Origin of the sequence: Polaribacter atrinae, assembly GCF_038023995.1 — a bacterium.
Taxonomy (GTDB): Bacteria; Bacteroidota; Bacteroidia; order Flavobacteriales; family Flavobacteriaceae; genus Polaribacter; species Polaribacter atrinae.
Window position 1 is genome coordinate 816,893 of the sequence record NZ_CP150660.1, and the last position, 23,194, is coordinate 840,086.

Annotated in this window: 21 protein-coding genes; 9 read left to right on the forward strand and 12 right to left on the reverse strand. The window is 29.0% G+C overall.

The features are described from left to right. Position 1 precedes the first annotated feature (1 nt). Positions 2–1,003 carry a DNA polymerase III subunit delta gene (gene holA, locus WG945_RS03650; protein ID WP_068448316.1) on the reverse strand — a complete coding sequence of 334 codons (1,002 nt, stop codon included), beginning with the start codon at positions 1,001–1,003 and terminating at the stop codon, positions 2–4. Between the two features lie 175 nt (positions 1,004–1,178). Here holA and WG945_RS03655 point away from each other — a divergent pair, with 175 nt between their 5' ends. Continuing rightward, complete coding sequence (locus WG945_RS03655) at positions 1,179–1,622, forward strand: type I restriction enzyme HsdR N-terminal domain-containing protein (RefSeq protein WP_197482058.1); 444 nt, start codon at positions 1,179–1,181, stop codon at positions 1,620–1,622. A gap of 157 nt (positions 1,623–1,779) precedes the next feature. Next, on the forward strand, positions 1,780–2,778 hold the full coding sequence (locus WG945_RS03660; RefSeq protein WP_068448505.1) for a glycosyltransferase family 2 protein: 999 nt from the start codon (positions 1,780–1,782) through the stop codon (positions 2,776–2,778). Here WG945_RS03660 and WG945_RS03665 read toward each other — a convergent pair. From WG945_RS03665 to nusB, 9 genes are all read right to left on the reverse strand, one after another. After that, complete coding sequence (locus tag WG945_RS03665; RefSeq protein ID WP_317039165.1) at positions 2,770–2,946, reverse strand: hypothetical protein; 177 nt, start codon at positions 2,944–2,946, stop codon at positions 2,770–2,772. The two genes, WG945_RS03660 and WG945_RS03665, sit on opposite strands and share 9 nt — an antisense overlap. A 312-nt stretch (positions 2,947–3,258) precedes the next feature. Beyond that, positions 3,259–3,879, reverse strand: a complete 621-nt coding sequence (locus tag WG945_RS03670; protein ID WP_068448322.1) for an L-threonylcarbamoyladenylate synthase — start codon at positions 3,877–3,879, stop codon at positions 3,259–3,261. Positions 3,880–3,948: 69 nt separating this feature from the next. Then, entirely contained in the window at positions 3,949–4,653 is a 705-nt protein-coding gene (locus WG945_RS03675; RefSeq protein ID WP_068448324.1) for a response regulator transcription factor, read from the reverse strand. A gap of 10 nt (positions 4,654–4,663) precedes the next feature. Then, positions 4,664–6,232: a sensor histidine kinase gene (locus WG945_RS03680; protein WP_068448326.1), complete on the reverse strand. Its 1,569-nt coding sequence runs from the start codon at positions 6,230–6,232 to the stop codon at positions 4,664–4,666. A 103-nt stretch (positions 6,233–6,335) separates the two neighbouring features. Further along, entirely contained in the window at positions 6,336–6,932 is a 597-nt protein-coding gene (gene coaE / locus WG945_RS03685; protein WP_068448327.1) for a dephospho-CoA kinase, read from the reverse strand. 1 nt (position 6,933) lies between these two features. Next, complete coding sequence (locus WG945_RS03690; RefSeq protein WP_157603541.1) at positions 6,934–7,872, reverse strand: CdaR family protein; 939 nt, start codon at positions 7,870–7,872, stop codon at positions 6,934–6,936. A 104-nt stretch (positions 7,873–7,976) separates the two neighbouring features. Continuing rightward, on the reverse strand, positions 7,977–8,294 hold the full coding sequence (gene yajC, locus WG945_RS03695; RefSeq protein ID WP_068448328.1) for a preprotein translocase subunit YajC: 318 nt from the start codon (positions 8,292–8,294) through the stop codon (positions 7,977–7,979). Positions 8,295–8,299: 5 nt separating this feature from the next. Next, on the reverse strand, positions 8,300–8,767 hold the full coding sequence (locus tag WG945_RS03700; RefSeq protein ID WP_340866907.1) for a DUF1573 domain-containing protein: 468 nt from the start codon (positions 8,765–8,767) through the stop codon (positions 8,300–8,302). 48 nt (positions 8,768–8,815) lie between these two features. Then, the gene (gene nusB / locus WG945_RS03705; RefSeq protein WP_068448331.1) at positions 8,816–9,754 is read right to left on the reverse strand and encodes a transcription antitermination factor NusB; all 939 of its coding nucleotides are present in this window, start codon (positions 9,752–9,754) and stop codon (positions 8,816–8,818) included. A gap of 198 nt (positions 9,755–9,952) precedes the next feature. Here nusB and WG945_RS03710 point away from each other — a divergent pair, with 198 nt between their 5' ends. Both WG945_RS03710 and WG945_RS03715 read left to right on the forward strand, forming a co-directional pair. Beyond that, on the forward strand, positions 9,953–11,707 hold the full coding sequence (locus WG945_RS03710; protein ID WP_068448332.1) for an ABC transporter ATP-binding protein: 1,755 nt from the start codon (positions 9,953–9,955) through the stop codon (positions 11,705–11,707). 81 nt (positions 11,708–11,788) lie between these two features. After that, on the forward strand, positions 11,789–12,166 hold the full coding sequence (locus WG945_RS03715) for a PUR family DNA/RNA-binding protein (protein WP_068448333.1): 378 nt from the start codon (positions 11,789–11,791) through the stop codon (positions 12,164–12,166). A 133-nt stretch (positions 12,167–12,299) separates the two neighbouring features. Here the strand turns inward: WG945_RS03715 and WG945_RS03720 are convergent, their stop codons facing one another. Together WG945_RS03720 and WG945_RS03725 are read right to left on the reverse strand one after the other, a co-directional pair. Beyond that, positions 12,300–13,349 carry a chorismate-binding protein gene (locus WG945_RS03720; protein WP_231874560.1) on the reverse strand — a complete coding sequence of 350 codons (1,050 nt, stop codon included), beginning with the start codon at positions 13,347–13,349 and terminating at the stop codon, positions 12,300–12,302. A 213-nt stretch (positions 13,350–13,562) separates the two neighbouring features. Continuing rightward, positions 13,563–13,988, reverse strand: coding sequence for a PaaI family thioesterase (locus WG945_RS03725; protein ID WP_068448508.1), 426 nt, complete (start codon positions 13,986–13,988; stop codon positions 13,563–13,565). Between the two features lie 71 nt (positions 13,989–14,059). On the opposite strand from WG945_RS03725, the gene WG945_RS03730 reads away from it, so the two are divergent. The 5 genes from WG945_RS03730 (at position 14,060) to WG945_RS03750 (ending at position 23,074) form a co-directional block, all read left to right on the forward strand. Next, a complete protein-coding gene (locus WG945_RS03730; RefSeq protein WP_068448509.1) occupies positions 14,060–14,563 on the forward strand; it encodes an IS1096 element passenger TnpR family protein in 504 nt (167 codons plus the stop codon). Positions 14,564–14,714: 151 nt separating this feature from the next. Beyond that, the gene (locus WG945_RS03735) at positions 14,715–15,611 is read left to right on the forward strand and encodes an ABC transporter ATP-binding protein (RefSeq protein WP_068448334.1); all 897 of its coding nucleotides are present in this window, start codon (positions 14,715–14,717) and stop codon (positions 15,609–15,611) included. A 119-nt stretch (positions 15,612–15,730) separates the two neighbouring features. Then, a complete protein-coding gene (locus tag WG945_RS03740) occupies positions 15,731–16,576 on the forward strand; it encodes an ABC transporter permease (RefSeq protein ID WP_068448335.1) in 846 nt (281 codons plus the stop codon). A gap of 159 nt (positions 16,577–16,735) precedes the next feature. After that, complete coding sequence (locus WG945_RS03745; protein ID WP_068448336.1) at positions 16,736–21,232, forward strand: T9SS type B sorting domain-containing protein; 4,497 nt, start codon at positions 16,736–16,738, stop codon at positions 21,230–21,232. A 213-nt stretch (positions 21,233–21,445) separates the two neighbouring features. After that, the gene (locus WG945_RS03750) at positions 21,446–23,074 is read left to right on the forward strand and encodes an acyl-CoA carboxylase subunit beta (protein WP_068448338.1); all 1,629 of its coding nucleotides are present in this window, start codon (positions 21,446–21,448) and stop codon (positions 23,072–23,074) included. Positions 23,075–23,194: the final 120 nt, after the last annotated feature.

The following is a 23,194-nucleotide window of genomic DNA, read 5'->3' on the forward strand; positions in this document are numbered from 1 at the left end:
TTTAATGTAAAATTTTAAATAATAATTCTTTTAATATATCTTTTTGAGACTGGCTTGCTCCCACACCTTTACTTTTTACATCCGCATCTCGTAAAAAGGCAATTACTTGCGCTACTTTTCTCATTGGATAATTCTTAGCTGCTAAAAAATATTCATCTACAAAATACGGACTCACACCAAGAGATTTTGCTACAGCTCCTTTAGATTTATCTTTTAAACCATGAAACAGCAATAATTGTGTAAAAAAACTATTCAACAAAGAAATGGTCATTACCAAAGGATTATTCTTTGGATTTTCTGCAAAATAATTAATAATTCTATTTGCTTTTACTATGTCCTTCCCTCCTACGGCATTTCGCAATTCAAAATTATTAAAGTCTTTAGAGATACCTATATTATCTTCTATATGTTTGTCTGAAATAATCGTTTCTTTAGGCAGAATTAGCATCAACTTATCTAATTCATTAGATATTTTGCTTAAATCTGTCCCTAAAAACTCTACCAACATCTGAGTCGCTTTTGGCTCAATCTGATATTTTTTTCCGCTTAAAACTCTACGAATCCAATCTGAAACCTGATTTTCATACAGTTTTTTACTTTCGTAAACTAAACCTGTTTTAGCAATTACCTTATGTAATTTTTTACGCTTATCTAGTTTTTTGTACTTGTAGTTAAAAACTAAAACAGTGGTTGGCTGCGGATTTTCTGCGTACGAAACCAATTTCTCTATATTTCTACTTAAATCTTGCGCTTCTTTAACAATGATTACTTGTCTTTCTGCCATCATTGGAAAGCGTTTTGCAGAAGAAACAATATCTTCTATAGTTGCATCCCTTCCGTACATCACTTGCTGGTTGAATCCTTTTTCAGCCTCATCCAAGATATTATCTTCGATGTAATCAGAAATTTTATCAATATAATAAGGTTCATCCCCCATTAAAAAATAGATAGGTTTTATATTCCCTTTCTTTATATCTGAAACAATGTTTCTTATTTCGTTCATTTACTTTTTTATTATTATTCTTGACACGAATGCACGAATTGAGATTTCTTTAATTATCAACTGAATCATAAAGAACCATCACTTACATTATTATGAACATCAAATAACGTTACAACAATAACTTAACTTTATTTTTTGTAAATCATATAAATTAGTGATATTCGTGGTAATGAAAATGCAAGAACTCAACCTACCAATTTATAACTTCAGGCTCAAAAGTAGCGAAAATAAGACGCTTATTTTTGATAAATTGAGAAAAAAATATCTAGTTTTAACTCCAGAAGAATGGGTTCGTCAGCATTATGTACATTTTTTGATCAATCAAAAAAAATATCCTCTTTCTTTAATTGCCTTAGAAAAGCAATTAACTATTAATAATCGTAAAAAAAGAACTGACATTTTAGTTTTTAATAAAGAAGGAAATCATGAAATTATTGTAGAATGTAAGGCACCTTCTATTAAAATTACCCAAGCTACTTTTGATCAAATTGCACGATATAACTTAAAACTAAAGGCAAATTACTTAATAGTTACCAATGGTTTAGAGCACTTTTATTGTAAAATGGATTTCGAAAATGAAACCTATATTTTTCTAAAAGAAATCCCTGATTACCAATAAGAAATACTCCTTTTATTAAAGAAAAACATAATGCTGCACTATAAAATGTACTTATCTTCTTTTAGTAAAGAAAGGTCAAAATAAAGTTCATTTATTGAATAACTATTATTCAGAAAAATTTAGAAAAAAACTAATTTTAAACAGTAAATTTGCACTCTTGAAAATAGCAATCGTCATATTAAATTGGAATGGTCAAAAACTGTTAGAGCAGTTCTTACCATCGGTTATAAATTTTAGCTCTAAAGAAGCTGATATTTATGTTGCCGACAACGCTTCTACAGATTCTTCTATTACCTATGTGAAAAAGTTTTTCCCTTCTGTTAAAATTATAGAAAATACCGAAAACGGTGGTTATGCAAAAGGATATAATGATGCCTTACAAGCAATAGATGCTGATATTTACTGTCTATTAAATTCTGACGTTGAGGTTACAGAGAATTGGTTAGTACCAATAAAAACTGTTTTTAAAAATGAAGAAAACACTGCTATTATTCAACCTAAATTATTGTCTTTTAAAGATAAAACTAAATTTGAATACGCTGGAGCAGCAGGTGGTTTTGTAGATTTATACGGATACCCATATTGTAGAGGACGCTTATTTAATAATTTAGAAACAGATAACGGACAATATAATGATGAAGTTACAATTTTTTGGGCTTCTGGCGCATGTTTATGTATTCGATCTAAAGTCTATCATCAACTAGGTGGTTTAGATGAAGATTATTTTGCACACCAAGAAGAAATAGATCTATGCTGGCGAGCTCAAAATAGAGGTTACAAAATAAAATATGTGGGTGCTTCTACGGTGTATCATGTTGGAGGAGCTACTTTAGAAGAAACAAATCCACAAAAAACATATTTAAATTTTAGAAATAGCTTATTAAATGTTGTAAAAAACGTTCCTAAAAGATGGTTTCTATTCGTTATTTTTTCTCGTTTAATTTTAGACGGAATTGCAGGCTTAAAGTTTCTCTTAGAATTAAAACCAATACACACTTGGGCAATTGTAAAAGCTCATTTTAGTTTCTATAAAAACTTCTTTAAATTTTTAAAAAAACGTAAAGTTTTACAGAAAAAACAAGACTATAATTTACATACAAGTATTGTTTGGCAGTATTTTGCATTGGGTAGAAAAAAATTTGAAGAATTAAAGTAATTTCTTTTCTAAAACTTTTTTCCATTTCCCAGACTCTGCGTATTCTTTTATCACCTTATTTCTTTCTACTAAAAAATTCTTCATATAGTTTTTTAAGAAAATAAAATCAGCAAGTTTTCCAAGAAAACCAAAAGGAGAAACATATTGAAAAACATCTTTTACAATCACTTTACCTTCTTTTAACTCAAGGTAATGTTCATGCCTAAAACTTTTAAAGGCACCACAAACCATTTCATCTGCAAAAAAAGTAGGTGCTTTAAAATCCGTAATAATAGAAGTTAATTCTTGTGTAAAGCCTAAGTGCTTTGCTCTCCAAGTTACTGTTTCATTTAGTGCTATTAAGCCAGAAGTTTTACCAGCAATAGCTTCTTCTTTAGAGTTTTTTTGTAGAAATCTTATGTAAATCTATACTTCTAATTAAATTGAAAACAATATCAATATTATCGATATTAATAATGGTTTCTAAGTGAATTTTAGGCATTACAAAATATCTAAACTCCCCTTACCTTCCCTTATTACTTCTGGATAACCATCTGTAAAATCTATAATTGTAGATCCCTGGTTGTCTCCATACCCACCATCAATCACAATATCGACTAACTTTCTCCATTTTTCAAAAATTAATTCTGGATCTGTAGTATATTCTAAAATCTCATCCTCATCTCTAATAGATGTAGACACAATTGGGTTGCCTAACGTTTCTACCAAAGTTCTAATAATATTATTATCTGGAATACGAATACCTACCGTTTTTTTCTTTTTAAAAACTTTTGGTAAGTTATTACTTCCTGGTAAAATAAAGGTATAAGGACCAGGTAAAGCTCTTTTAAGAACTTTAAACGTTGCACTATCTATTTGCTTTACATAATCTGATAAATGGCTTAAATTATTGCAAATAAAAGAAAAATTTGCTTTTTCTAATTTTACTCCTTTTATCTGAGCGATCTTTTCTAAAGCTTTATTGTTAGTAATATCGCAACCTAAACCATAAACAGTATCTGTTGGATAAATAACCAAACCACCACGTTTTAAAACCGCAACAACTTTGTCGATTTCTTTTTGATTTGGATTTTCATTATATATTTTAATAAAATCTGCCATGTATTAAATATACAAAAACTCAACTTGATTATCAATCAAATTGAGTTTTATTTTATGGGAAAACTGTTTTTATTTAGACTTATCTACCATTCTAAATCCTTCTCCATGTATGTTTAAAATCTCTACATGTTCATCTGCTTTTAAGTACTTACGAAGCTTTGCAATATATACATCCATACTTCTAGATGTAAAATAATTGTCATCTCTCCATATTTTTGTTAATGCTAATTCTCTTGGCATTAAATCATTTTTATGAATTGCCAACATGCGTAACAATTTACTTTCTTTTGGAGATAATTTTATTGGTTCTCCATTTTCACCAATAGATAAATGTCTTAATTTAGAATTAAAGAAAAAGCCTCCAATAACAAATTCGAACTGTTCTGACTCAGCTGTTTTATCTGTATCTTTTCTTTGTAAAATTGCCTTAATTTTGTGCAACAATACTTCCGAATCAAAAGGTTTGTTTAAATAATCATCTGCACCAACAGCATATCCTTTTAATACATCTTCTTTTAAGGTTTTTGCCGTTAAGAAAATAATTGGCACTTCTTTATTGGTTGTTCTAATATCTTGTGCTAAAGAGAACCCATCTTTACGAGGCATCATAACATCTAAAATACATAAATCATAATCACTGTTTTTAAACATGATTAAACCTTCTATACCATCTTTAGCGTGTGTTACATTGTAATCATTTAATGCTAAATAATCTTTTAAGACCGTTCCAAAATTTGGATCATCTTCAACTAATAAAATTTTTTTACTTCCCATTGTTATGTTTTTAAATTAAAGGTAATTTTACTGTAAACGTACTTCCTTTTCCTTTTTCACTTTCTACAAAAACAGTACCATGATGTTTTTCTACAATCTCTTTTACATACGCTAAACCAAGTCCATGGCCTTTTACATCATGTATGTTTCCTTTTTGTTCTCTATAAAACTTATCAAAAACTTGTTTTTGAACAGCTTTACTCATTCCTATTCCTTCATCTTTTATTTTAAAGATAAAGTATTTGTTAGTACTCTCTGTATAGACATTAATCTTTGGAGCTCCTTCAGAATATTTTAAACCATTTTCTAATATATTTACAATTACATTTGTTAAATGAAATTCGTTACCCGGAATTTCTGTAATAATTGCCTCAAAATGTGTATTTATAGTTCCTTTTCTATCCGCAATTAATAAACTTACATGTGTTATTGCATCTTCTATTGTGTCGTGCATATCTATAGTATCCTTACTAATATCTAACTGATTTTTTTCTAATCTAGATATTCTTAAGACATTTTCTACTTGAGAATGCATTCTTTTATTTTCGTCTCTTATCATTTTTACATAACGCAACACTTTTTCATTATCATTAATAATCTTTGGGTTCTTAATAGAATCTAAAGCAAGGTTAATGGTAGCAATTGGTGTTTTAAACTCATGCGTCATATTATTTATAAAATCAGTTTTTATTTCTGATATTTTCTTCTGTCTTATTAGTTGATACAATGAACTAGAAAAAGCGATGATAATGATAAAAATAAAACATAAGGAAAGTATTAAAATACTCGACAAACCAGAAAGTATATGTTTATCTTTAGAAGGAAAAGTTACATATAACTCATATTCTACATCACCATTTTCATTAAAAAAAAGTGGATATGGATAACTTTCTTTTTTGTTAATTGTGTAATAACCAGATTTAAGTTTTGTTGCTAAACCGTCTTTACTATAAACACCATATTTAAAATCTAAATAAACATTTCGTTTTTCTAACTCAGATTTTATAGTACTCTTTAAATCATTATTACTAATTCTTTGATGTAATGGTTTTGTTTTTTTATAATACTCAAAATACGGAGAATTATAGGCACTTTCAATTTCCTTAAATCTTTTAGTAAATGAGTATCTGTTTTCATCCGTAGAAGAAAAAACATTGTCTACACTTTTTATTAATCTAGAGTGAAAAAAGTCTTGCTTACCAGTAACTCTTTTTACAATAATAGAATCATTATCTAAAAATTCTGTTGGTAATTTAAAATTTTCTTCTAAATAGGTTGTTCCTAAAGAAAAACTTTCTTTAGTTGTAGTGTCTATTTCTTGAAAAAGATAATTTCTAATTTCTGCATCATTAGCTAAACCTACATTTTTAAAGAAGCTTTCCATTTTTTTATCAAAAAAAGCCTCTTCTTTATCATTGATCTTTTGAGAAACACTACTCAAAGATTTTTGAACATCATTCTTAAATTGTTCATTCTTACTTTCTACAGCATTGTTTATCCAAAACAGCTGTACAGCAATAATTCCTATTAAGGAAATGCTCATTAAAACCACAATAAGAACAAACATTTTCTTACCCATAATTCAAAGTTACGACTTTCAAAAATTGATTTTATTGTTTTTAACCTAAATTAACAAGTTTACCTTAAATTTAAGAGTAATTTAACAATCCTATTGAATAAAATTAAATTGAAACCTTCTTTTCTGTTAAAATATTATGGATTTTAAGAACCTGAAAATGAGTATTTTCTTTGTTTAAATTGGTAATAACATAGTTAGATTGTAGTAACTTTTTATCTTCTAACCATTGGTTTTTTATTCTGTTTTCTACTGCTATTTTAGAACAGTTATCTCTAAGCATTGTTCTTTCTATTCTAATGTTTAAAGGCACATATACAGATATAATAAGATCACACTTTAAATTACTTTTACTTTCAAAAAGAATGGCATTTTCATATAAAACATAACCTTTATCTGCATGTAGATTTACAAATTCTTGAAAATGGTTTTTAACTTCTGGATGTACAATTGCATTTAACGCCGCTAATTTACTTTTATCTTTAAAAACAAGATTGGCAATAAAGGGTCTGTTTAATTGATTGTCTAGGTAAGATTCTTCTCCAAATTCTTTAATAATTTTTGATTTAATTATTAAAGAAGCATTCATTAATTTTTTAGCTTCTATATCTGCATTGTAAATAACAACAGTATCAAATTGGGCAAAAATATTAGCGACTGTAGTTTTACCACTTCCTATACCGCCAGTTAAACCTACAACCATTTTACTTCTGAATTAAAAAATCTATTTTATTAGGAATCACTTTAAAACTTTTAATAAAATCTGGTTTTACAATTACTTTAGGCAACAAATACCCTAGGTTATTATCCTTAGAAACCTTGTAATCACAAACAATTTCAAAAAAGTTTTTATCAATTTTATTAAAGTTAGACAAGCCAACTACATAAACGACTTCTACGGTTTTATTAAGAGTAGTTAAATCTACCCCTTCCGGAAGATTGCTTATTGTAAAGGGCACTTCTAAAGTACCTTCTGTAAACTTCTCTACCTTACCACTAATGGTTGTAAATTTAGATTTAAACTTAATGTTATTGGCATTTTTAGGCAATACGATTTCAACTTTTTTAGAAAAATCTTCTCGAATATTATCTAATTTTAATAATTTTAAATTGATAGATGATATCTTTTTTACTTCTGCCTCTGGACCAGAAATTAGAATGCTATCTGGTTTTACTGCCAATGGTTCTAAAATATCATAACCAATTTGGTATTTTATATCTAAATTTGGCTTTAAGGCAACTTTTTTAGAGGTTAAAACACCAATATCTAAATAAATAGTATCTAAAACAATTTCTTGTAACTCAAGACCTGAGTGCAATTGTTTTTGAATTGTGTTTACTTGATTTTTTGTTAAAAAATAATAGCTGCCAGAAGATTTTTTACGCAAACTATTTGCATTTAAAGTAATCGTTTTATCTCCAAAACCTGATCTAATAATATTAAATCCTGAAGATTTTACAATAATATCGATTTGTTTTGTAGGCTTATTTTGTAATAATTTATCTTGAGGAATATTTTTATAATTAACAGGAAAGGTTATACTAGTAGTATATTCTCTAGAGAGCGTTATTAAAAACCACATTAAAATAGAGGCTATTAAAAAACTAATAAAACTTTTTTCTATTTTTCTATTCTTTATCAAGGTAGTAGGTCAATTTTAATGCAATCTACACAAAAGCTTGTTAACAAAAAAGTGAGCTGTATCTAAAAAGACAAAGCTCACTTAATATTTTAATTAACTTATAATTATTTTTTAGCAGGTGCTAATTTTTTATTTGTTAATTCCATAGAAATAGCAGAACGTTCAAACTTAATTTTACCAGCTCCTGTTTCTACAGTTACTGTATTTTCTGTATCGTTAATTTCGGCTATTTTACCATGAATACCACTAGAGGTAACTACTTTAGCACCTTTTTTGATTTCAGATTGAAAAGCTTTTTCCTTTTTTTGACGATTCATTTGTGGTCTTATCATAAAGAAATAAAACACAACAATAATTGCTAAAAAAGGTAACATACTCATTAAACTACCTACTCCTTCTTGTAAAAAAATTACAGTATACATACTTTTTATTTTGCTTTTGGTGTTACAGAACCTTTTATGGTTAACACTTGTCTACCAGCTTCTGTATTTGTTGTTAATGTTACTGTCTTTTGTTGTCTATTTGGTCTACCATTTGTATTAAATTTCACTTTAATCTCTCCAGTATCTCCTGGTTTTATTGGTCCTTTAGGCCAAGTAGGAACTGTACAACCACAAGAACCTTGTGCGTTTGTAATTACTAAATCTGTTTTACCAGAATTGGTAACAACAAAACTAGTTTCTACCAAATCACCTTCATTTACAGTACCAAAATCGTAGATTGTTTTATCTAATGAAATTAAAGCTGTTCCTTTTTTAATTTCGATATCTCTAGAAGCAGCGTTTTCTAAATTTTCTTGATTTACTTTTTTAACGGCACTTCCTCCATCTTTACAAGCTGTAAAGAAAGATGCTGTAATTACAAATGCTAATAAAATTGTTGTTTTTTTCATCATGATTTAATTTTGTGTAAAAATAATAAATAAATTACCTAAAACAATAGTTTAAAGCAATCCTCTACCTATTTTAACAATTCTTTTACTTTCTATAAATTCCTTAGAAATTTTATCTAAAACCCCATTAATAAAATAGCTACTCTTTTCTGTAGAATAATCTTTAGATATTTCTATATACTCATTAATAGTAACTCTGGTTGGTATAGAATGGAAATTTAAAAACTCTGAAACAGCCATTTTTATTAGAATCATATCTATATCTGCAATTCTATCTGTTTCCCAATTTGGTGTTTTTTCTTCAATAATTGATTCGTATTCTGTATTGTTTAAAACAGTTTTCTTAAACATTTTAGATACAAAATCTTCATCATCCTTGTCTTTGTATAGTTTTCCTAAAACAAAAATTGTGTTCTCTTTTTGCTTACTTAGCGTTTTTACAACCCAAGTATTTACAAAAGGAATATCGTCTGACCAAGAAATAGTAGTGTCTTCAAAGTATTCTCCTAATTTTTCATCTGGAGCAATAATTTCTTTAAAGAAATCAATTACAAAAGCTTTATCTACTTTATAAGAATCTTCTTCAGTACTTAAATATTTTTTATACAAATCGCTATTTTGCAATTTCTCAAAAATAATTTTTACATACTCATCATTTTCTTCCCAATTACTTACATCATTTAACTCAACATAACCTTCTATACTTACGCTTTCTGCGATGGTATTAATCAGTTTATTATTTAAAAATTTGTTGTTTGGGTTTAAATCTTCTTTGGTAGCAAGAATTTTCTTTTTAGAAAGTGCTATTTTTTTAGCTGCTAATTTCTGTACTTCTACCAATAACTTTAGGTTTAAAACATACAAATCGTACATTTTTAAAATACTATGTTTTAAAAACTTTTCTTCTTTAATGATATCATCATTATAAGAATGTAACATAGCGTACACAGATTGCATTACTTTAACTCGAATATGTCTCCTGTTAATCATTTTCTAAAGAACTTATATATAAATTTGGGTGCAAAAATAGTGTTATTTTACTTTTATTCGACTACCTTTTTATTCTTTTTTAAGAATTAATTCTATCCTTAATCTTGTATCTTTGTGCTTTTACTTATTTAACAAAAAAATAATTTATAGATATTATAATAATTGTAATTTTATTTTTTTTAAAAAATTCAATATTCATTGAAGGAACTAAGACACGTAAATAAATATTTTTCTAAATATAAATGGCGCTTATTAATAGGTTTATTAATAACAATTTTAGCCAAATTTTTAGCTTTAAAAATCCCTCAAATTGTAGGAGATTCTTTAAACATTGTAGAAGATTACCAAGACGGAACCGTTACTAATTTAGAAGATGTAAAGCATCAACTACTAATAAATGTACTCCTTATTATAGGTGTTGCAATATTATCTGGATTTTTCACTTTCTTAATGAGACAGACCATTATTGTTACTTCTAGGTTGATCGAATTCGATTTAAAAAACGAAATTTATCAACAATACCAAAGGTTATCACTCAATTTCTACAAAAAAAACAGAACAGGAGATTTAATGAATCGTATTTCTGAAGATGTTTCTAAAGTAAGAATGTATGTAGGTCCTGCTGTTATGTACAGTATTAACATGATTGTTTTACTTGTTGTTGGTTTTACTCAGATGATGAGTATTGACGTTAAGCTAACCATGTACACTTTAATTCCTTTTCCTTTATTATCAATTTCTATATTCGTTTTAAGTAAGGTAATACACAAAAGAAGTACAATTGTTCAGCAATATTTATCAAAATTGACCACTTTTAATCAAGAATTTTTCTCTGGAATTAATGTGGTTAAATCTTACGGAATTGAAGCATCTATAATAAAAGACTTCGATAAAATTGCAGATGAAAGCAAGGAAAAGAACATCCACCTTCAAAAAGCAAATGCATTATTTTTTCCATTAATGGTATTTTTAATTGGTATTAGTAACTTATTAGTTTTATATGTTGGAGGTCAATTATATATAGAAAATGAAATACAAATTGGTACCATTATAGAGTTTATGTTATATGTAAATATTTTAACATGGCCGGTAGCTGTTGTAGGTTGGGTTACTTCTATGGTACAACAAGCAGAAGCTTCACAAGCTAGAATTAACGAGTTTTTACAACAAGTACCAGAAATACAAAATACCAACACCTCATCTACCGAATTAAAAGGAAACGTTACTTTTAAAGATGTTACTTTTACTTATGACGACACCAATATTACCGCTTTAAAAAATATTAATATATCTGTCAAATCAGGAGAAACCATTGCTATTTTAGGTAAAACAGGATCAGGAAAATCAACCATTATCGAATTAATTTCTAGGTTGTATGACACCAAAATTGGAACTATTTTATTAGATGACACGCCTATTAGAGAAGCCAATTTAGATGCGGTTAGAAGTCAGATTGGTTTTGTACCTCAAGATCCATTTTTATTTTCTGAAACGATAGAAGACAATATTAAATTTGGTAAACAAGACGCCACAGAAGAAGAGATTATTGCGGCAGCCAAAAATGCAGATGTACATAAAAATATCATCGATTTCCCTAACGGATACAAAACCGTTTTAGGAGAACGTGGTGTAACACTTTCTGGCGGACAAAAGCAGCGTGTTTCTATTGCTAGAGCAATTATTAAAAAGCCTAAGATTTTAATTTTTGATGATTGTTTGTCTGCAGTAGACACAGAAACCGAAGAAAAAATCCTTTCAAATTTAGAGAGAATCTCAAAAAATATTACCACTTTTATAATTAGCCATAGAATTTCATCAGCTAAAAATGCTGATAAAATTATTGTTTTAGACCAAGGTAAAATTATACAACAAGGAACTCATAATCAACTAATAGCAATAGAAGGATATTACAAAGACTTGTATGACCAACAACTTTTAGAAAAAGAAATTTAATCTTTAACCTTGCTACATAAAATATTTTGTTAGATTTGTTAAGTATAAAAAAAATATTATAATTACTATTTTACAAGAATTATGGCAGAGAGAGCAGAGAGAGTTGAACAGGAAGAAATTTTTTCACAAGTATTAAGGGCAGGAAGAAGAACTTACTTTTTTGATGTAAGAGCAACAAAAGCAGATGATTATTACTTAACTGTTACTGAGAGTAAAAAATTTACACATGATGATGGGTCTTTCCATTACCAAAAGCACAAAATTTACTTATATAAAGAAGACTTTACAGATTTTCAAGAAATGTTAAGTAAAGCAACCGATTATATTTTAAACGAAAAAGGTAGCGAAGTAATTAGTGAACGTCACCAAAAAGATTTTAAAAAGGAAGAAGGAACAGAAGCTATAGACACTCTAAAATCGACAGAGAGTTTTACAGATGTTTCTTTTGAAGATATATAATAGTAACAGACTGTTTTTTGTATTAGCTTGTGTGTAGATAAATTTCTATAAACACTTTTACAAAAAATAATTTTAATTCAAATTGATTTTACACATTAAAAACCATAAGTTTAAAACTTATGGTTTTTTTATTTTAAAGTACTTTCTTAATTGTTTTTGTTTTAGCAATGGTTTCCTCCCACTCTTTTTTCGCAGAACTCTCTTTTGTAATTCCACCACCAACATATATAGAAGCCACTTTATTTTCTACACTCATACACCTTAAATTTACAAAAAGATAAGAGTTCTTATTTTTTAAATTTAGTTCTCCTAAAAAACCACTATAAAATGTTCGTTTATAGTTTTCATTTTGGCAGATAAATTCTTCAGCTTTTTCTCTTGGTAGACCACACACTGCCGGTGTTGGGTGCAAACCTCTAATTAAAGCTTTTAAATTAGAACCATTATTTAACTCACCTTCTATCTTACTTCTTAAATGTAACAAATTACCTGCTCTTATAGTTTCTTTTTTATCTACCTTAAGATTGGTAGAAATTGGTTTTAATTGACTCTCAATAAAATCTGTAACCAATTGCTGTTCTTCTAATTCTTTATTTTTCCAAACAACCTCTTCAGAATCAACATACACCTGTGTACCCGCTAAAGACATGGTTTTAAAACTGTTTCCTTCAATATTTAAAAGTGTTTCTGGTGTGGCACCAAACCACAAACCTACTTTAGGGTGAAACCAAACATATACAAATGCATTTGCATAGCTATTTAGTAGTTTTTTAAACGTTAGAAGCACATCAAATTTATCTAATTGAACTTCTTCTTTTCTAGAAAGAACTACTTTTACAAGCTCGTTTTTATTTATTTCATCTAGCGCTTTCTCTACCAAATGAAGATGTTTTTCTTTATCAGAAATTACCTCATCTGATGTATTGCCATTTAGAGAAACATTTTCTTCTATTGAAATATTTTCATGAATAAATTCTGATTTTTCTAAAGGAAATAAAACAGCTTTTTCATCAGAATTAAAAGGCGCAAAAACAAATCCTGTTTCTTTAAATTGAGTTGTATAATGTAATGTATCATCCCGCATAAAAAAACCATTTACAGATTCTGTATTCGGTTTTCTATAAACTACAAAAGGGATATTTTTTCTGTAACTTTCTGCTATTTTATTAAAAATAATATTCAATGTGATTTTTAGATTATGCTGTAATTATGTATTCTTTTAAAGTGATTTCTTCTCTTTTAAATAAAAAGATTGCGCTATTTTTTTAAGCAATATTGCCGTTAAAAATAACTAATAGTCACTTGCTACAAACAAGTTTTAGCGAACGAAAAAAAGTTAATAAAGAAATTTTCACAAAACTTTTCGACCATTTCGAAAGCTTTTGTGTCTATACTTTTAATGCTCCTTATTAATATTTAAAACAATATTGGTCATTTTTGCTACAGAAATTAAATTGTCATTTTCATCAACAATTCTAACCTCCCATAAATGAGTTGTTTTACCTTTATGAATGTTTTTTGCAGTTGCAAAAACGACTCCTTCTCTTTTACTTTTTATATGGTTTATAGATAACTGTATTCCGTTTACAAACTGAGTTTTACTATCTATAAAAAAATTAGAAGCTGCACTTCCTACACTTTCTGCTAAAGCCGCAGTAGCACCACCATGCAATTGTCCGTAAGGTTGATGAACCTTAGAGTTTACAGGCATTTTTGCAGTTAAAAAATCATCTCCAAGAGCAACATATTCAATATCAAGAGTTTCCATTAATGTATTTTTAGAACTCTCATTAAATGCTTTTAAAATAGCAACTGTATCCATATCATTCATTTTATATGGTAAAAGTACATATAAAATTTTGTATTTTTGCAGCAGAAAAAAGAAACCATTTCATGTACAAAATACGCGTAATTTTAGACACAAAAGAAGATGTAATCAGAACTATTTTAGTTGATGATAACTTAAACCTAGAAGATTTGCATGCAACAATTGCAAAATCTTTTGGTTTTGGAGGTCAAGAAATGGCTTCTTTTTATAGAACTGATGATGAATGGAACCAAGGTGAAGAAATTCCGTTATTTAATATGGAAGAAATTGGCGAAGGTGTTTCTATGCAAACTTGTATTTTAAATGAAACATTACCAGAGGAAGGCGCTAAACTTATTTATGTGTACGATTTCTTAAAAATGTGGACGTTCTACGTAGAAGTTATTGAAGTAACTTCTGAGAAAAAAGAAGATTTACCACAAATTATTTTAACTGTTGGAGAAATACCTAGTGAAGCACCAGAAAAAGAATTTGTTGCAGAAAAACTAGACGATGGTTTTGGTGATGAAGAAGATATTGATGATGAATTTGGTCATTTTGATGATGATTACGATTATAATGAATATTAGAAAAAAGTTTAAGCGTGTAACTGTTTAATTGGTTAACTGTTAATCGTTTTCTACAATTAAACATTTACACAATTCAATAATTACCCAAATTTTCCCGTAACAAAATTGTAAATTAGTCGTCTTACAAACATAATCGACTAAATCAATTTCTTTGGAAACTATCTTATCACTCAAAAATCTAGATAAAAAATACGGAAAAGTTCACGCAGTAAACAATCTTTCTTTTGATATAGAAAGAGGAAATGTATACGGAATTTTAGGTCCAAACGGAAGTGGAAAATCTACCACTTTAGGAATTATCTTAAATGTTGTAAACAGAACTTCTGGAGAGTTTTCTTGGTTTAACGGAAAACTATCTACACACCAAGCATTAAAAAAAGTTGGTGCTATTATAGAGCGACCAAACTTTTACCCTTACATGACAGCTACTCAAAACCTAGCTCTAATTTGTAAAATCAAAGAAATATCCACAGAAAAAATTAACGAAAAACTTGCAACTGTAAATCTTTTTGAACGTAGAGATAGTAAGTTTAGTACGTTTTCTTTAGGGATGAAACAACGTTTAGCCATTGCTTCTGCCCTATTAAATGATCCTGAAATTTTAATATTAGACGAACCTACTAACGGTTTAGACCCTCAAGGAATTCATGAAATTCGTCAAATTATACAAAATATTGCCGCAACCGGAACTACTATTTTATTAGCTTCTCACTTATTAGATGAAGTAGAAAAAGTATGTTCTCATGTAGTAGTTATTAGAAAAGGTGTAAAATTATACGCAGGTCGTGTAGATGAAATGACAGCTTCTAATGGTTTATTTGAATTAAAAGTAGAAACAAACGAAGACAAATTAATGGCTCTTTTAGAAGAACATCCAGCAATTGGTAAAATTTCTAAAGATCACCAAACTATAATTGCTACTTTAAATAGCACAATTTCATCAACAGAAATAAATGAATTTCTATTTAAAAACGGAATTATTTTATCTCACTTAGTAAAACGTAAACCTAGTTTAGAACAGCAATTCTTAGATTTAACTAATAATTAATTGCAAAAACACCATGGAAAGCGCAAACTAGCAATGAAACAAAAAAACACTGTAATCTTTACGCTTAACTCAAAGTAATCCATCAACTAAAAATTACAACTTTAAATACATAGTATAAAATGTTAAGACTACTAACTATAGAATTTCATAAATTAAAACACAACAGCGCCAGTAAAGTTTTATCACTTATTTACTTTGGCTTACTTACCTCTATTGCATTAATCGCTGCCATTAAGTTTGATATTGGTCCTATTAAATTCCATTTAGCAGATATGGGAATTTTTAATTTTCCGTACATCTGGCATTTTAACACGTATGTGGCTTCTATTTTAAAGTTTTTCTTACTCTTAGTTATTGTCTCTATGATGGCTAATGAATACAGTTATAAAACGTTAAAGCAAAATTTAATTGATGGGTTAAGTAAAAAAGAATTTATACTCTCTAAGTTTTATACAGTAGTTGTATTCGCCTTAATTTCAACCATTTTTGTATTTGTAGTTTCTTTAATTTTAGGATTGGTGTATTCTGATTACAATGAGTTTTCTATTATTACTACAGATTTAGTATACCTATTAGCTTTCTTTATAAAATTAGTTGGTTTCTTTTCTATGGGCTTATTTTTTGGAATCTTAGTAAAACGTTCTGCTTTTGCTGTTGGCGCCATGGTTGTTTGGCTTATAATAGAAAGTATGTTTAAAGGATATCTATTTTGGACTTTTAAAAACGCAGAAAAAACAACAGAATCTGTAGACGCAATTATGCAATTTTTGCCTTTAGAATCTATATCAAACTTAATTAAAGAACCCTTTTCTAGATTGAGTGCTGTAAAATCTGTTGCGAACCAGATAGGAGAAAACTTTACAAAAAGTTACGATGTACATTTTTCTTCTATTCTAATTGTTTGTTTCTGGACATTCATATTTATTTACCTTTCTTACAAACTAGTTCAAAAGAGAGATTTATAAGCAGATTAAAATCCATATTTATAGTATATTATAATAAGAAGAATCAATAAACTTTTGTAATTTGGCATTGAGTTATTGTGTTGTTAAAATTGTTTAACCACTAATAATAAGAATACCTAATTTAATATTACAATGCGCAAAAGTTTCTCCCACCTGTTATTGCTTTTTTTCTGTTTTATTACTTTTCAAAATATAAATGCTCAACTAAGTAAAAAACACTTTATTCCACCATTAACATCAACAGATGGTTTTACAGATCAATATATATACATATCTACACCTAACAACAATGTATCATACAAAATAACACCTGTTGGTAATTTAGATCAAACTGCTTACAGTGGTATCGTTTCTAATAACCTACCTATAGAACAACCTGTTCTTAATTTAAGTGGAAATACTGATTTTGACAACGATACACAGTTGCATATTCCTGAATCTAGTATTATTGGTAATAAATTTACCAATAGAGGTTTTATTATAGAAGCTAATGATTTAATTTATGTAACTATAAGAGTAAGGTCTTCACAAGCAAATAATGGTAATAAAAATCAAGCAGGTGCATTGGTTAGTAAAGGAAACTCTGCATTAGGTACAGAGTTTAGAATAGGAGGTTTTATTAGAGATGGTAGCATCAATGGTGACGTTACATTTGCCTCCATTATGGCAACGGAAGATAATACAGAAGTTACCATTACCAATGCAACATCTTCTTCTACTATAATAAACATCAATTTAAACGAAGGAGAAAGCTACATAATACATGCTAATGGTGCAAATTCTAGTAGTATTATTGGTAATTTAATTACAAGTGATAAACCAATTGTAGTCAATTCTGGCTCTGCTTATGGTAGTTTTGGAAATAATAGTGGAAATGCAGATTATGGTTTTGACCAAATTGTAGGAGCTGACAAAATTGGTAGTGAATATATTCTAGTAAAAGGGTCTGGAAATACTATTGAAAAATCTTTAATTATTGCACATGAAGATTTCACTGAATTCTTTATTAACGACACTAGTGTAGGGACTTTTAATGCTGGTGAATATTACATAACAACTAATAGTATGTATACTACTAACGGTAATATGTATATAAACACCAATAAACCCGTATTTGTTTATCAAGGTGTTGGTGGTTTAGGTAATAATGGAATTCCTAGTGAGGCAAACCAAGGACTATTTTTTGTACCACCATTAAGCTGTGAAAACAGAGGAAAAGTAGACAATATACCACATATAGAGCGTATTGGAAACGAAGACTTTACAGGAGGAATTTCTATTGTAACTAACGAGGATTCTGTTGTAAAAATTAACGGTAGTTTAATTACCACTTTTAGTGGAATTTCTGGTCCTTTTTTGATTACAACAAAAGATTCTGGAAAATACGATACTTATAAAGTAACAGGTTTAGAAGGTAATATATCTATTGAAAGTAGTGGGGAATTATATTGTGCTTATTTCAATCAAAATGGATTAGCAACTTCTGGTGCTTTTTATTCTGGTTTCCCTTCTAGTCCAGAAATAAAATTTAACGTAGCTATATCTACATTAGGTAACTGCCTTGGTAATGACTTAGAACTACAAGCTGCAAACACAGAATTGTTTGATTCTTTTAAATGGTACTTTAATGATGGAAGTGGTTATATTGATACAAATGAAACTTCTGCTACTCTAATACCAAGTGCACCAGGAAGCTATCAACTAATTGGTAAAATAAATTGTACAAATACAACTTTTAAATCTACAGAAATCCCTGTTAGTATTTGTCCTGATGATTATGATAAAGACGGAATTATAGACAACATAGATGTAGATATTGATAATGATGGAATTTTAAATATTGACGAATCTTTAGGTGATAAAATCATTGATTTATCTGATATAAACAATCCAACAGTAGAAGATGATGTAACAACAATTATAACTAATACTTTTACAGGAGATGCAACTGGTAATTTCACCTCTGTTGCAAATAATGTTACAACATCAAACGCTACATACTCATTAGACTTTAATGATAATATCAACTTTAAATTAACTCAAAATAGAACTACAGATCATACCATTTCTAATAACGAGTATTTTATTATAAAACTATCACAAACGGAGAAAAACATCACCTTAATAGATCCAGATAACCAAATTTTAATAGACTCAAATTTCGATGATGAGTTCGAAGATAATTTTACTCAATTTTCTGCTTCAGTAATTAAATTTAAATTTAAAGCAGATCTTGTAGGAAGTACAAGTACTTTTCAATTTGTAGCCAATCAAATTAATAACATCTCATTTGAGCATTATAATGATATTAGTAGTAATGCTTCTACTTTTAACGGAAATATTGGTTTAACTTGTTTCTCTTTAGATTCTGATGGAGATGGAATTGAAGATATGTTTGATTTAGATACTGATAATGATGGGATACCTGATTTGTACGATGCTTATGGTCAAGAAATTTCGCTAGCAAAAACAGATGCTAACCTTGATGGTTTAGATGATGTTTTTGAGTCTATTACTACAAATTTAGATACAGATGGAGATGGCGTTAACAACTATTTAGACTACGATTCTGACAATGATGGAATTTATGATTCTACAGAAGCTAGTCATGGTTTAGATACTGATTTTAATGGAACTATAGATACTTTTATAGACATCAACAAAAACGGATTAGAAGATTCACTAGAAAATGACACCACAGTACAAACCATTTCTTTAAAATATACAATTGCAGATACCGATGCAGATGCAATTTTCAATTTTATTGAATTAGATTCGGATGCTGATGGTTGTAATGATGTTATAGAAGCAGGTTTTACCGATAACAATAACGATGGAATTCTTTTTGCCAATTCCTTTTCTGTTGATGAAAACGGAAAAGTAAAAAACCCTAATGACGGCTATACAACTCCAAATTCTAACTATACAACCTCAGCACCTATTGTTGTAACAACATTTACAGATGTTACCTTTTGTGAAAACCTTACAGACATAATTACAATAGATTCTAATGCAGATAGTTTTCAGTGGGAATTTTCTACAGACGGAACAAATTGGCTAATTATAAATGAAGATGATACCACAGATTTATACCAAGGAAGTACAAGTGCATCCTTACAAATTACAAACACTCCTTTTACTTACGATAGTTATCAATACAGAGTAGCTTTAAACAGAACAGGAAACTCTTGTGGTTTTACTTCTGATGCAATTACTTTAACAGTAAATCCTAAACCAGTTATTGAAAATAATCCTGCAGCATTATTTCAATGTGATACGGATTCTGACCTTCAAACAACCTTTAACCTTACTGAATCAGAAATTAGCATTACTAACGAAACAGATGTAAATTTTGAATATTATGCCACTGAATTAGATGCTATAAATGGTACACCACAAGTAGCGGATAAAACAAGCTATTCTGTAAACACCAATGGAGAGGCTTGGGTAAAAACAATTTCTAACACAACAGCGTGTTACAGTATTTCTAAAATTAATTTAACAGTTAGTTATGCACCCAATGAAACTTTTAATGACACCCTTTATCAATGTGATGACTTACTAGATCTAGATGGAAATAATACAACTAACAACGATGATAAAGACGGAATTACCTCTTTTGATTTAAGTAATATCTCTGATAAAATTAGTACGGATAGCGATATAAAAATTGAATTTTATGAAACGGATGATGATAGAACAAGATCTTTAAATGAAATTACAGAAACACAAGACTTAGCAAGTTATAGAAACAAAAACTATCCCTTTACAACTGGTAACCCAGTAACAATTTTTTATAAACTAATCAGTATTACAAATAACAATTGTCAAGGAATTGGAGAGTTTTATTTAGAGGTAAATAAGATTCCAGAATTTACCGTTGATGGAGAAGCCCCTAGTGATCCTATAATTATATGTGCAGAAAATATTCCTTATACATTAAATGTGTATACTTCTAATAGTTCATACAATTACCAATGGACAAACGAAAAAGGTGATAATTTAGGAACTACACAAAATATAAATATTAGTGATGCTGGCGTATACACAGTTACATCATCCACTAACAGTTGCTCACGCTCTAGAACTATCACAGTTTATAAATCAGATTTCGAGAATTTAGAAGAAAGTTTTGTTACCATTACAGATGACCTCTCTGTTATAAATTCTAACTTAAATATCCGAATAGATATTCCTACAAATCCATTAATTAACGAAGTCTTTCAGTATGCCTTAGAAGATGAAGACGGAATGACAATTCGCTCTTTTCAAGACAGTAATGTTTTTGAAGATATAGAAGGCGGAATCTATAAAATTATTGTAGAAAGTAAAAATGGATGTGGTACATCAGAACTACTTGTTTCTGTTATTCAATTCCCAAAATTCTTTACACCAAATGGCGATAGAAAGAATGATTCTTGGGGGATAAAAGGAGTTAGCAATACTTTATATCAATCAAATAGTAGCATTAACATCTTTAACAGATATGGTAAATTAGTAGCACAAACAACCATAGATGGAGATGGTTGGGACGGAACCTATAATGGCAAACTTCTACCTTCAGACGATTATTGGTATTCGATACAACTAATACCAGTAAACACAGATCAAAAACCTATTCTTAAAAAAGGTCATTTTTCTTTGATAAGAAAGTAAATCCTAATTTTAAAAAAGTAGTCGTCAAAAAAAGTATTAATTAATAACATGAAACTTAATTCAGTATCTCAGCAAGCTAAAATTAGAATATCATTTTGAGTTTCAATTAAAATCAGAATTACAAAAAAACACGATTTAAACAACCTCTTTTTTTTTATCATTTTAATCAAAAGAATATTTCTTAAATTAGCATAAATTAAGAAATAAATTTCGATGGATATCAACTTCAATAAAAACGAAGATTACAATAAATTGTTAGCATCAGATCTTATAAGAAGATTTGCCAAAATTAAATTAGGTGGTGGTCAAAAAAGAATTGACAAACTGCATGAAAAAGGTAAAATGACTGCAAGAGAAAGAGTCGATTATCTTCTTGACAGCAATTCTAAATCTATAGAAATTGGTGCTTTTGCAGGTGAGGATATGTATGCAGAACATGGCGGTTGCCCTTCTGGTGGCGTTGTTGTAAAAATGGGGTACGTTAAAGGAAAACAATGTATTGTTGTTGCCAACGATGCTACTGTAAAAGCTGGTGCTTGGTTTCCTATTACAGGAAAAAAGAATTTACGTGCTCAAGAAATATCCATAGAAAATAGATTACCAATTATTTACTTAGTAGATTCTGCCGGTGTTTATCTGCCTTTACAAGATGAAATTTTCCCTGATAAAGAACATTTTGGTCGTATTTTTAGAAATAACGCCATTATGAGTAGTATGGGAATTACGCAAATTTCTGCAGTTATGGGAAGCTGTGTTGCTGGTGGTGCTTACTTACCAATTATGAGTGATGAAGCTTTAATAGTAGATAAAACTGCAAGTATTTTTCTTGCCGGAAGTTATCTTGTTAAAGCCGCTATTGGAGAATCTATAGACAATGAAACTTTAGGAGGCGCAACTACGCATTGCGAAATTTCTGGAGTTACAGATTACAAAGCAAAAGACGATAAGGACGCCTTAGATAAAATAAAATTTATTATTGATAAAATTGGTGATTATGACAAGGCAGGTTTTAGTAAAACCGAAGCTTTTCCGCCAAAAGAAAATGAAGATGATATTTTCGGAATCCTTCCGAAAGAAAGAAATGCTCAATATGATATGTTAGAAATCATAAAGCGTTTGGTAGATAATTCAGAATTTGAACAATACAAAGAAGGTTACGGAAAAACGATATTAACCGGTTATGCTCGTGTTGATGGTTGGGCAGTTGGTATTGTTGCCAATCAGCGTAAGTTAGTAAAAACTCAAAAAGGAGAAATGCAATTTGGAGGTGTTATCTATAACGATTCTGCAGATAAAGCTACCCGTTTTATTGCCAATTGTAATCAGAAAAAAATACCTTTAGTTTTCTTACAAGATGTTACTGGTTTTATGGTAGGTTCTAAATCTGAACATGGCGGAATTATAAAAGATGGCGCTAAAATGGTGAATGCTGTCAGTAATTCTGTAGTACCAAAATTTACTATTGTGATTGGAAATTCTTATGGAGCAGGTAATTACGCCATGTGTGGTAAAGCATACGATCCTAGATTAATTGTTGCGTGGCCAAGTGCAGAACTAGCAGTAATGAGCGGTAATTCTGCTGCAAAAGTATTGCTACAAATAGAAACAGCTTCACTAAAAAAACGTGGAGAAGAAATAACGCCAGAAAAAGAAGCGGAGTTATTTGACAAAATAAAATCTAGATATGACAAGCAAATTTCGCCATATTACGCAGCTGCAAGAATATGGACAGACGCTGTAATAAATCCGTTAAGAACTAGAGATTGGATTTCTATGGGAATTGAGGCTGCAAACCACGCTCCTATTACAAAACAATTTAATATGGGTGTTTTACAAGTTTAAATATCTGTCAACATTTTGTAAATAATATCTAAACAGAGATTATTTTTCACATAAAATCAACCTCCAAAAGTGACTATTATCATAAATAATAATCTCTGTAAAATATATTTTTGCAAATAC

Excerpts from the sequence above, each read along its gene's own strand:
- holA (WP_068448316.1), bottom strand. The coding sequence starts at position 1,003 with ATGAACGAAATAAGAAACATTGTTTCAGATATAAAGAAAGGGAATATA.
- WG945_RS03655 (WP_197482058.1), top strand. The coding sequence starts at position 1,179 with ATGCAAGAACTCAACCTACCAATTTATAACTTCAGGCTCAAAAGTAGC.
- WG945_RS03670 (WP_068448322.1), bottom strand. The coding sequence starts at position 3,879 with ATGGCAGATTTTATTAAAATATATAATGAAAATCCAAATCAAAAAGAA.
- WG945_RS03675 (WP_068448324.1), bottom strand. The coding sequence starts at position 4,653 with ATGGGAAGTAAAAAAATTTTATTAGTTGAAGATGATCCAAATTTTGGA.
- WG945_RS03680 (WP_068448326.1), bottom strand. The coding sequence starts at position 6,232 with ATGGGTAAGAAAATGTTTGTTCTTATTGTGGTTTTAATGAGCATTTCC.
- coaE (WP_068448327.1), bottom strand. The coding sequence starts at position 6,932 with ATGGTTGTAGGTTTAACTGGCGGTATAGGAAGTGGTAAAACTACAGTC.
- yajC (WP_068448328.1), bottom strand. The coding sequence starts at position 8,294 with ATGTATACTGTAATTTTTTTACAAGAAGGAGTAGGTAGTTTAATGAGT.
- WG945_RS03700 (WP_340866907.1), bottom strand. The coding sequence starts at position 8,767 with ATGATGAAAAAAACAACAATTTTATTAGCATTTGTAATTACAGCATCT.
- nusB (WP_068448331.1), bottom strand. The coding sequence starts at position 9,754 with ATGATTAACAGGAGACATATTCGAGTTAAAGTAATGCAATCTGTGTAC.
- WG945_RS03715 (WP_068448333.1), top strand. The coding sequence starts at position 11,789 with ATGGCAGAGAGAGCAGAGAGAGTTGAACAGGAAGAAATTTTTTCACAA.
- WG945_RS03725 (WP_068448508.1), bottom strand. The coding sequence starts at position 13,988 with ATGGATACAGTTGCTATTTTAAAAGCATTTAATGAGAGTTCTAAAAAT.
- WG945_RS03730 (WP_068448509.1), top strand. The coding sequence starts at position 14,060 with ATGTACAAAATACGCGTAATTTTAGACACAAAAGAAGATGTAATCAGA.
- WG945_RS03740 (WP_068448335.1), top strand. The coding sequence starts at position 15,731 with ATGTTAAGACTACTAACTATAGAATTTCATAAATTAAAACACAACAGC.
- WG945_RS03750 (WP_068448338.1), top strand. The coding sequence starts at position 21,446 with ATGGATATCAACTTCAATAAAAACGAAGATTACAATAAATTGTTAGCA.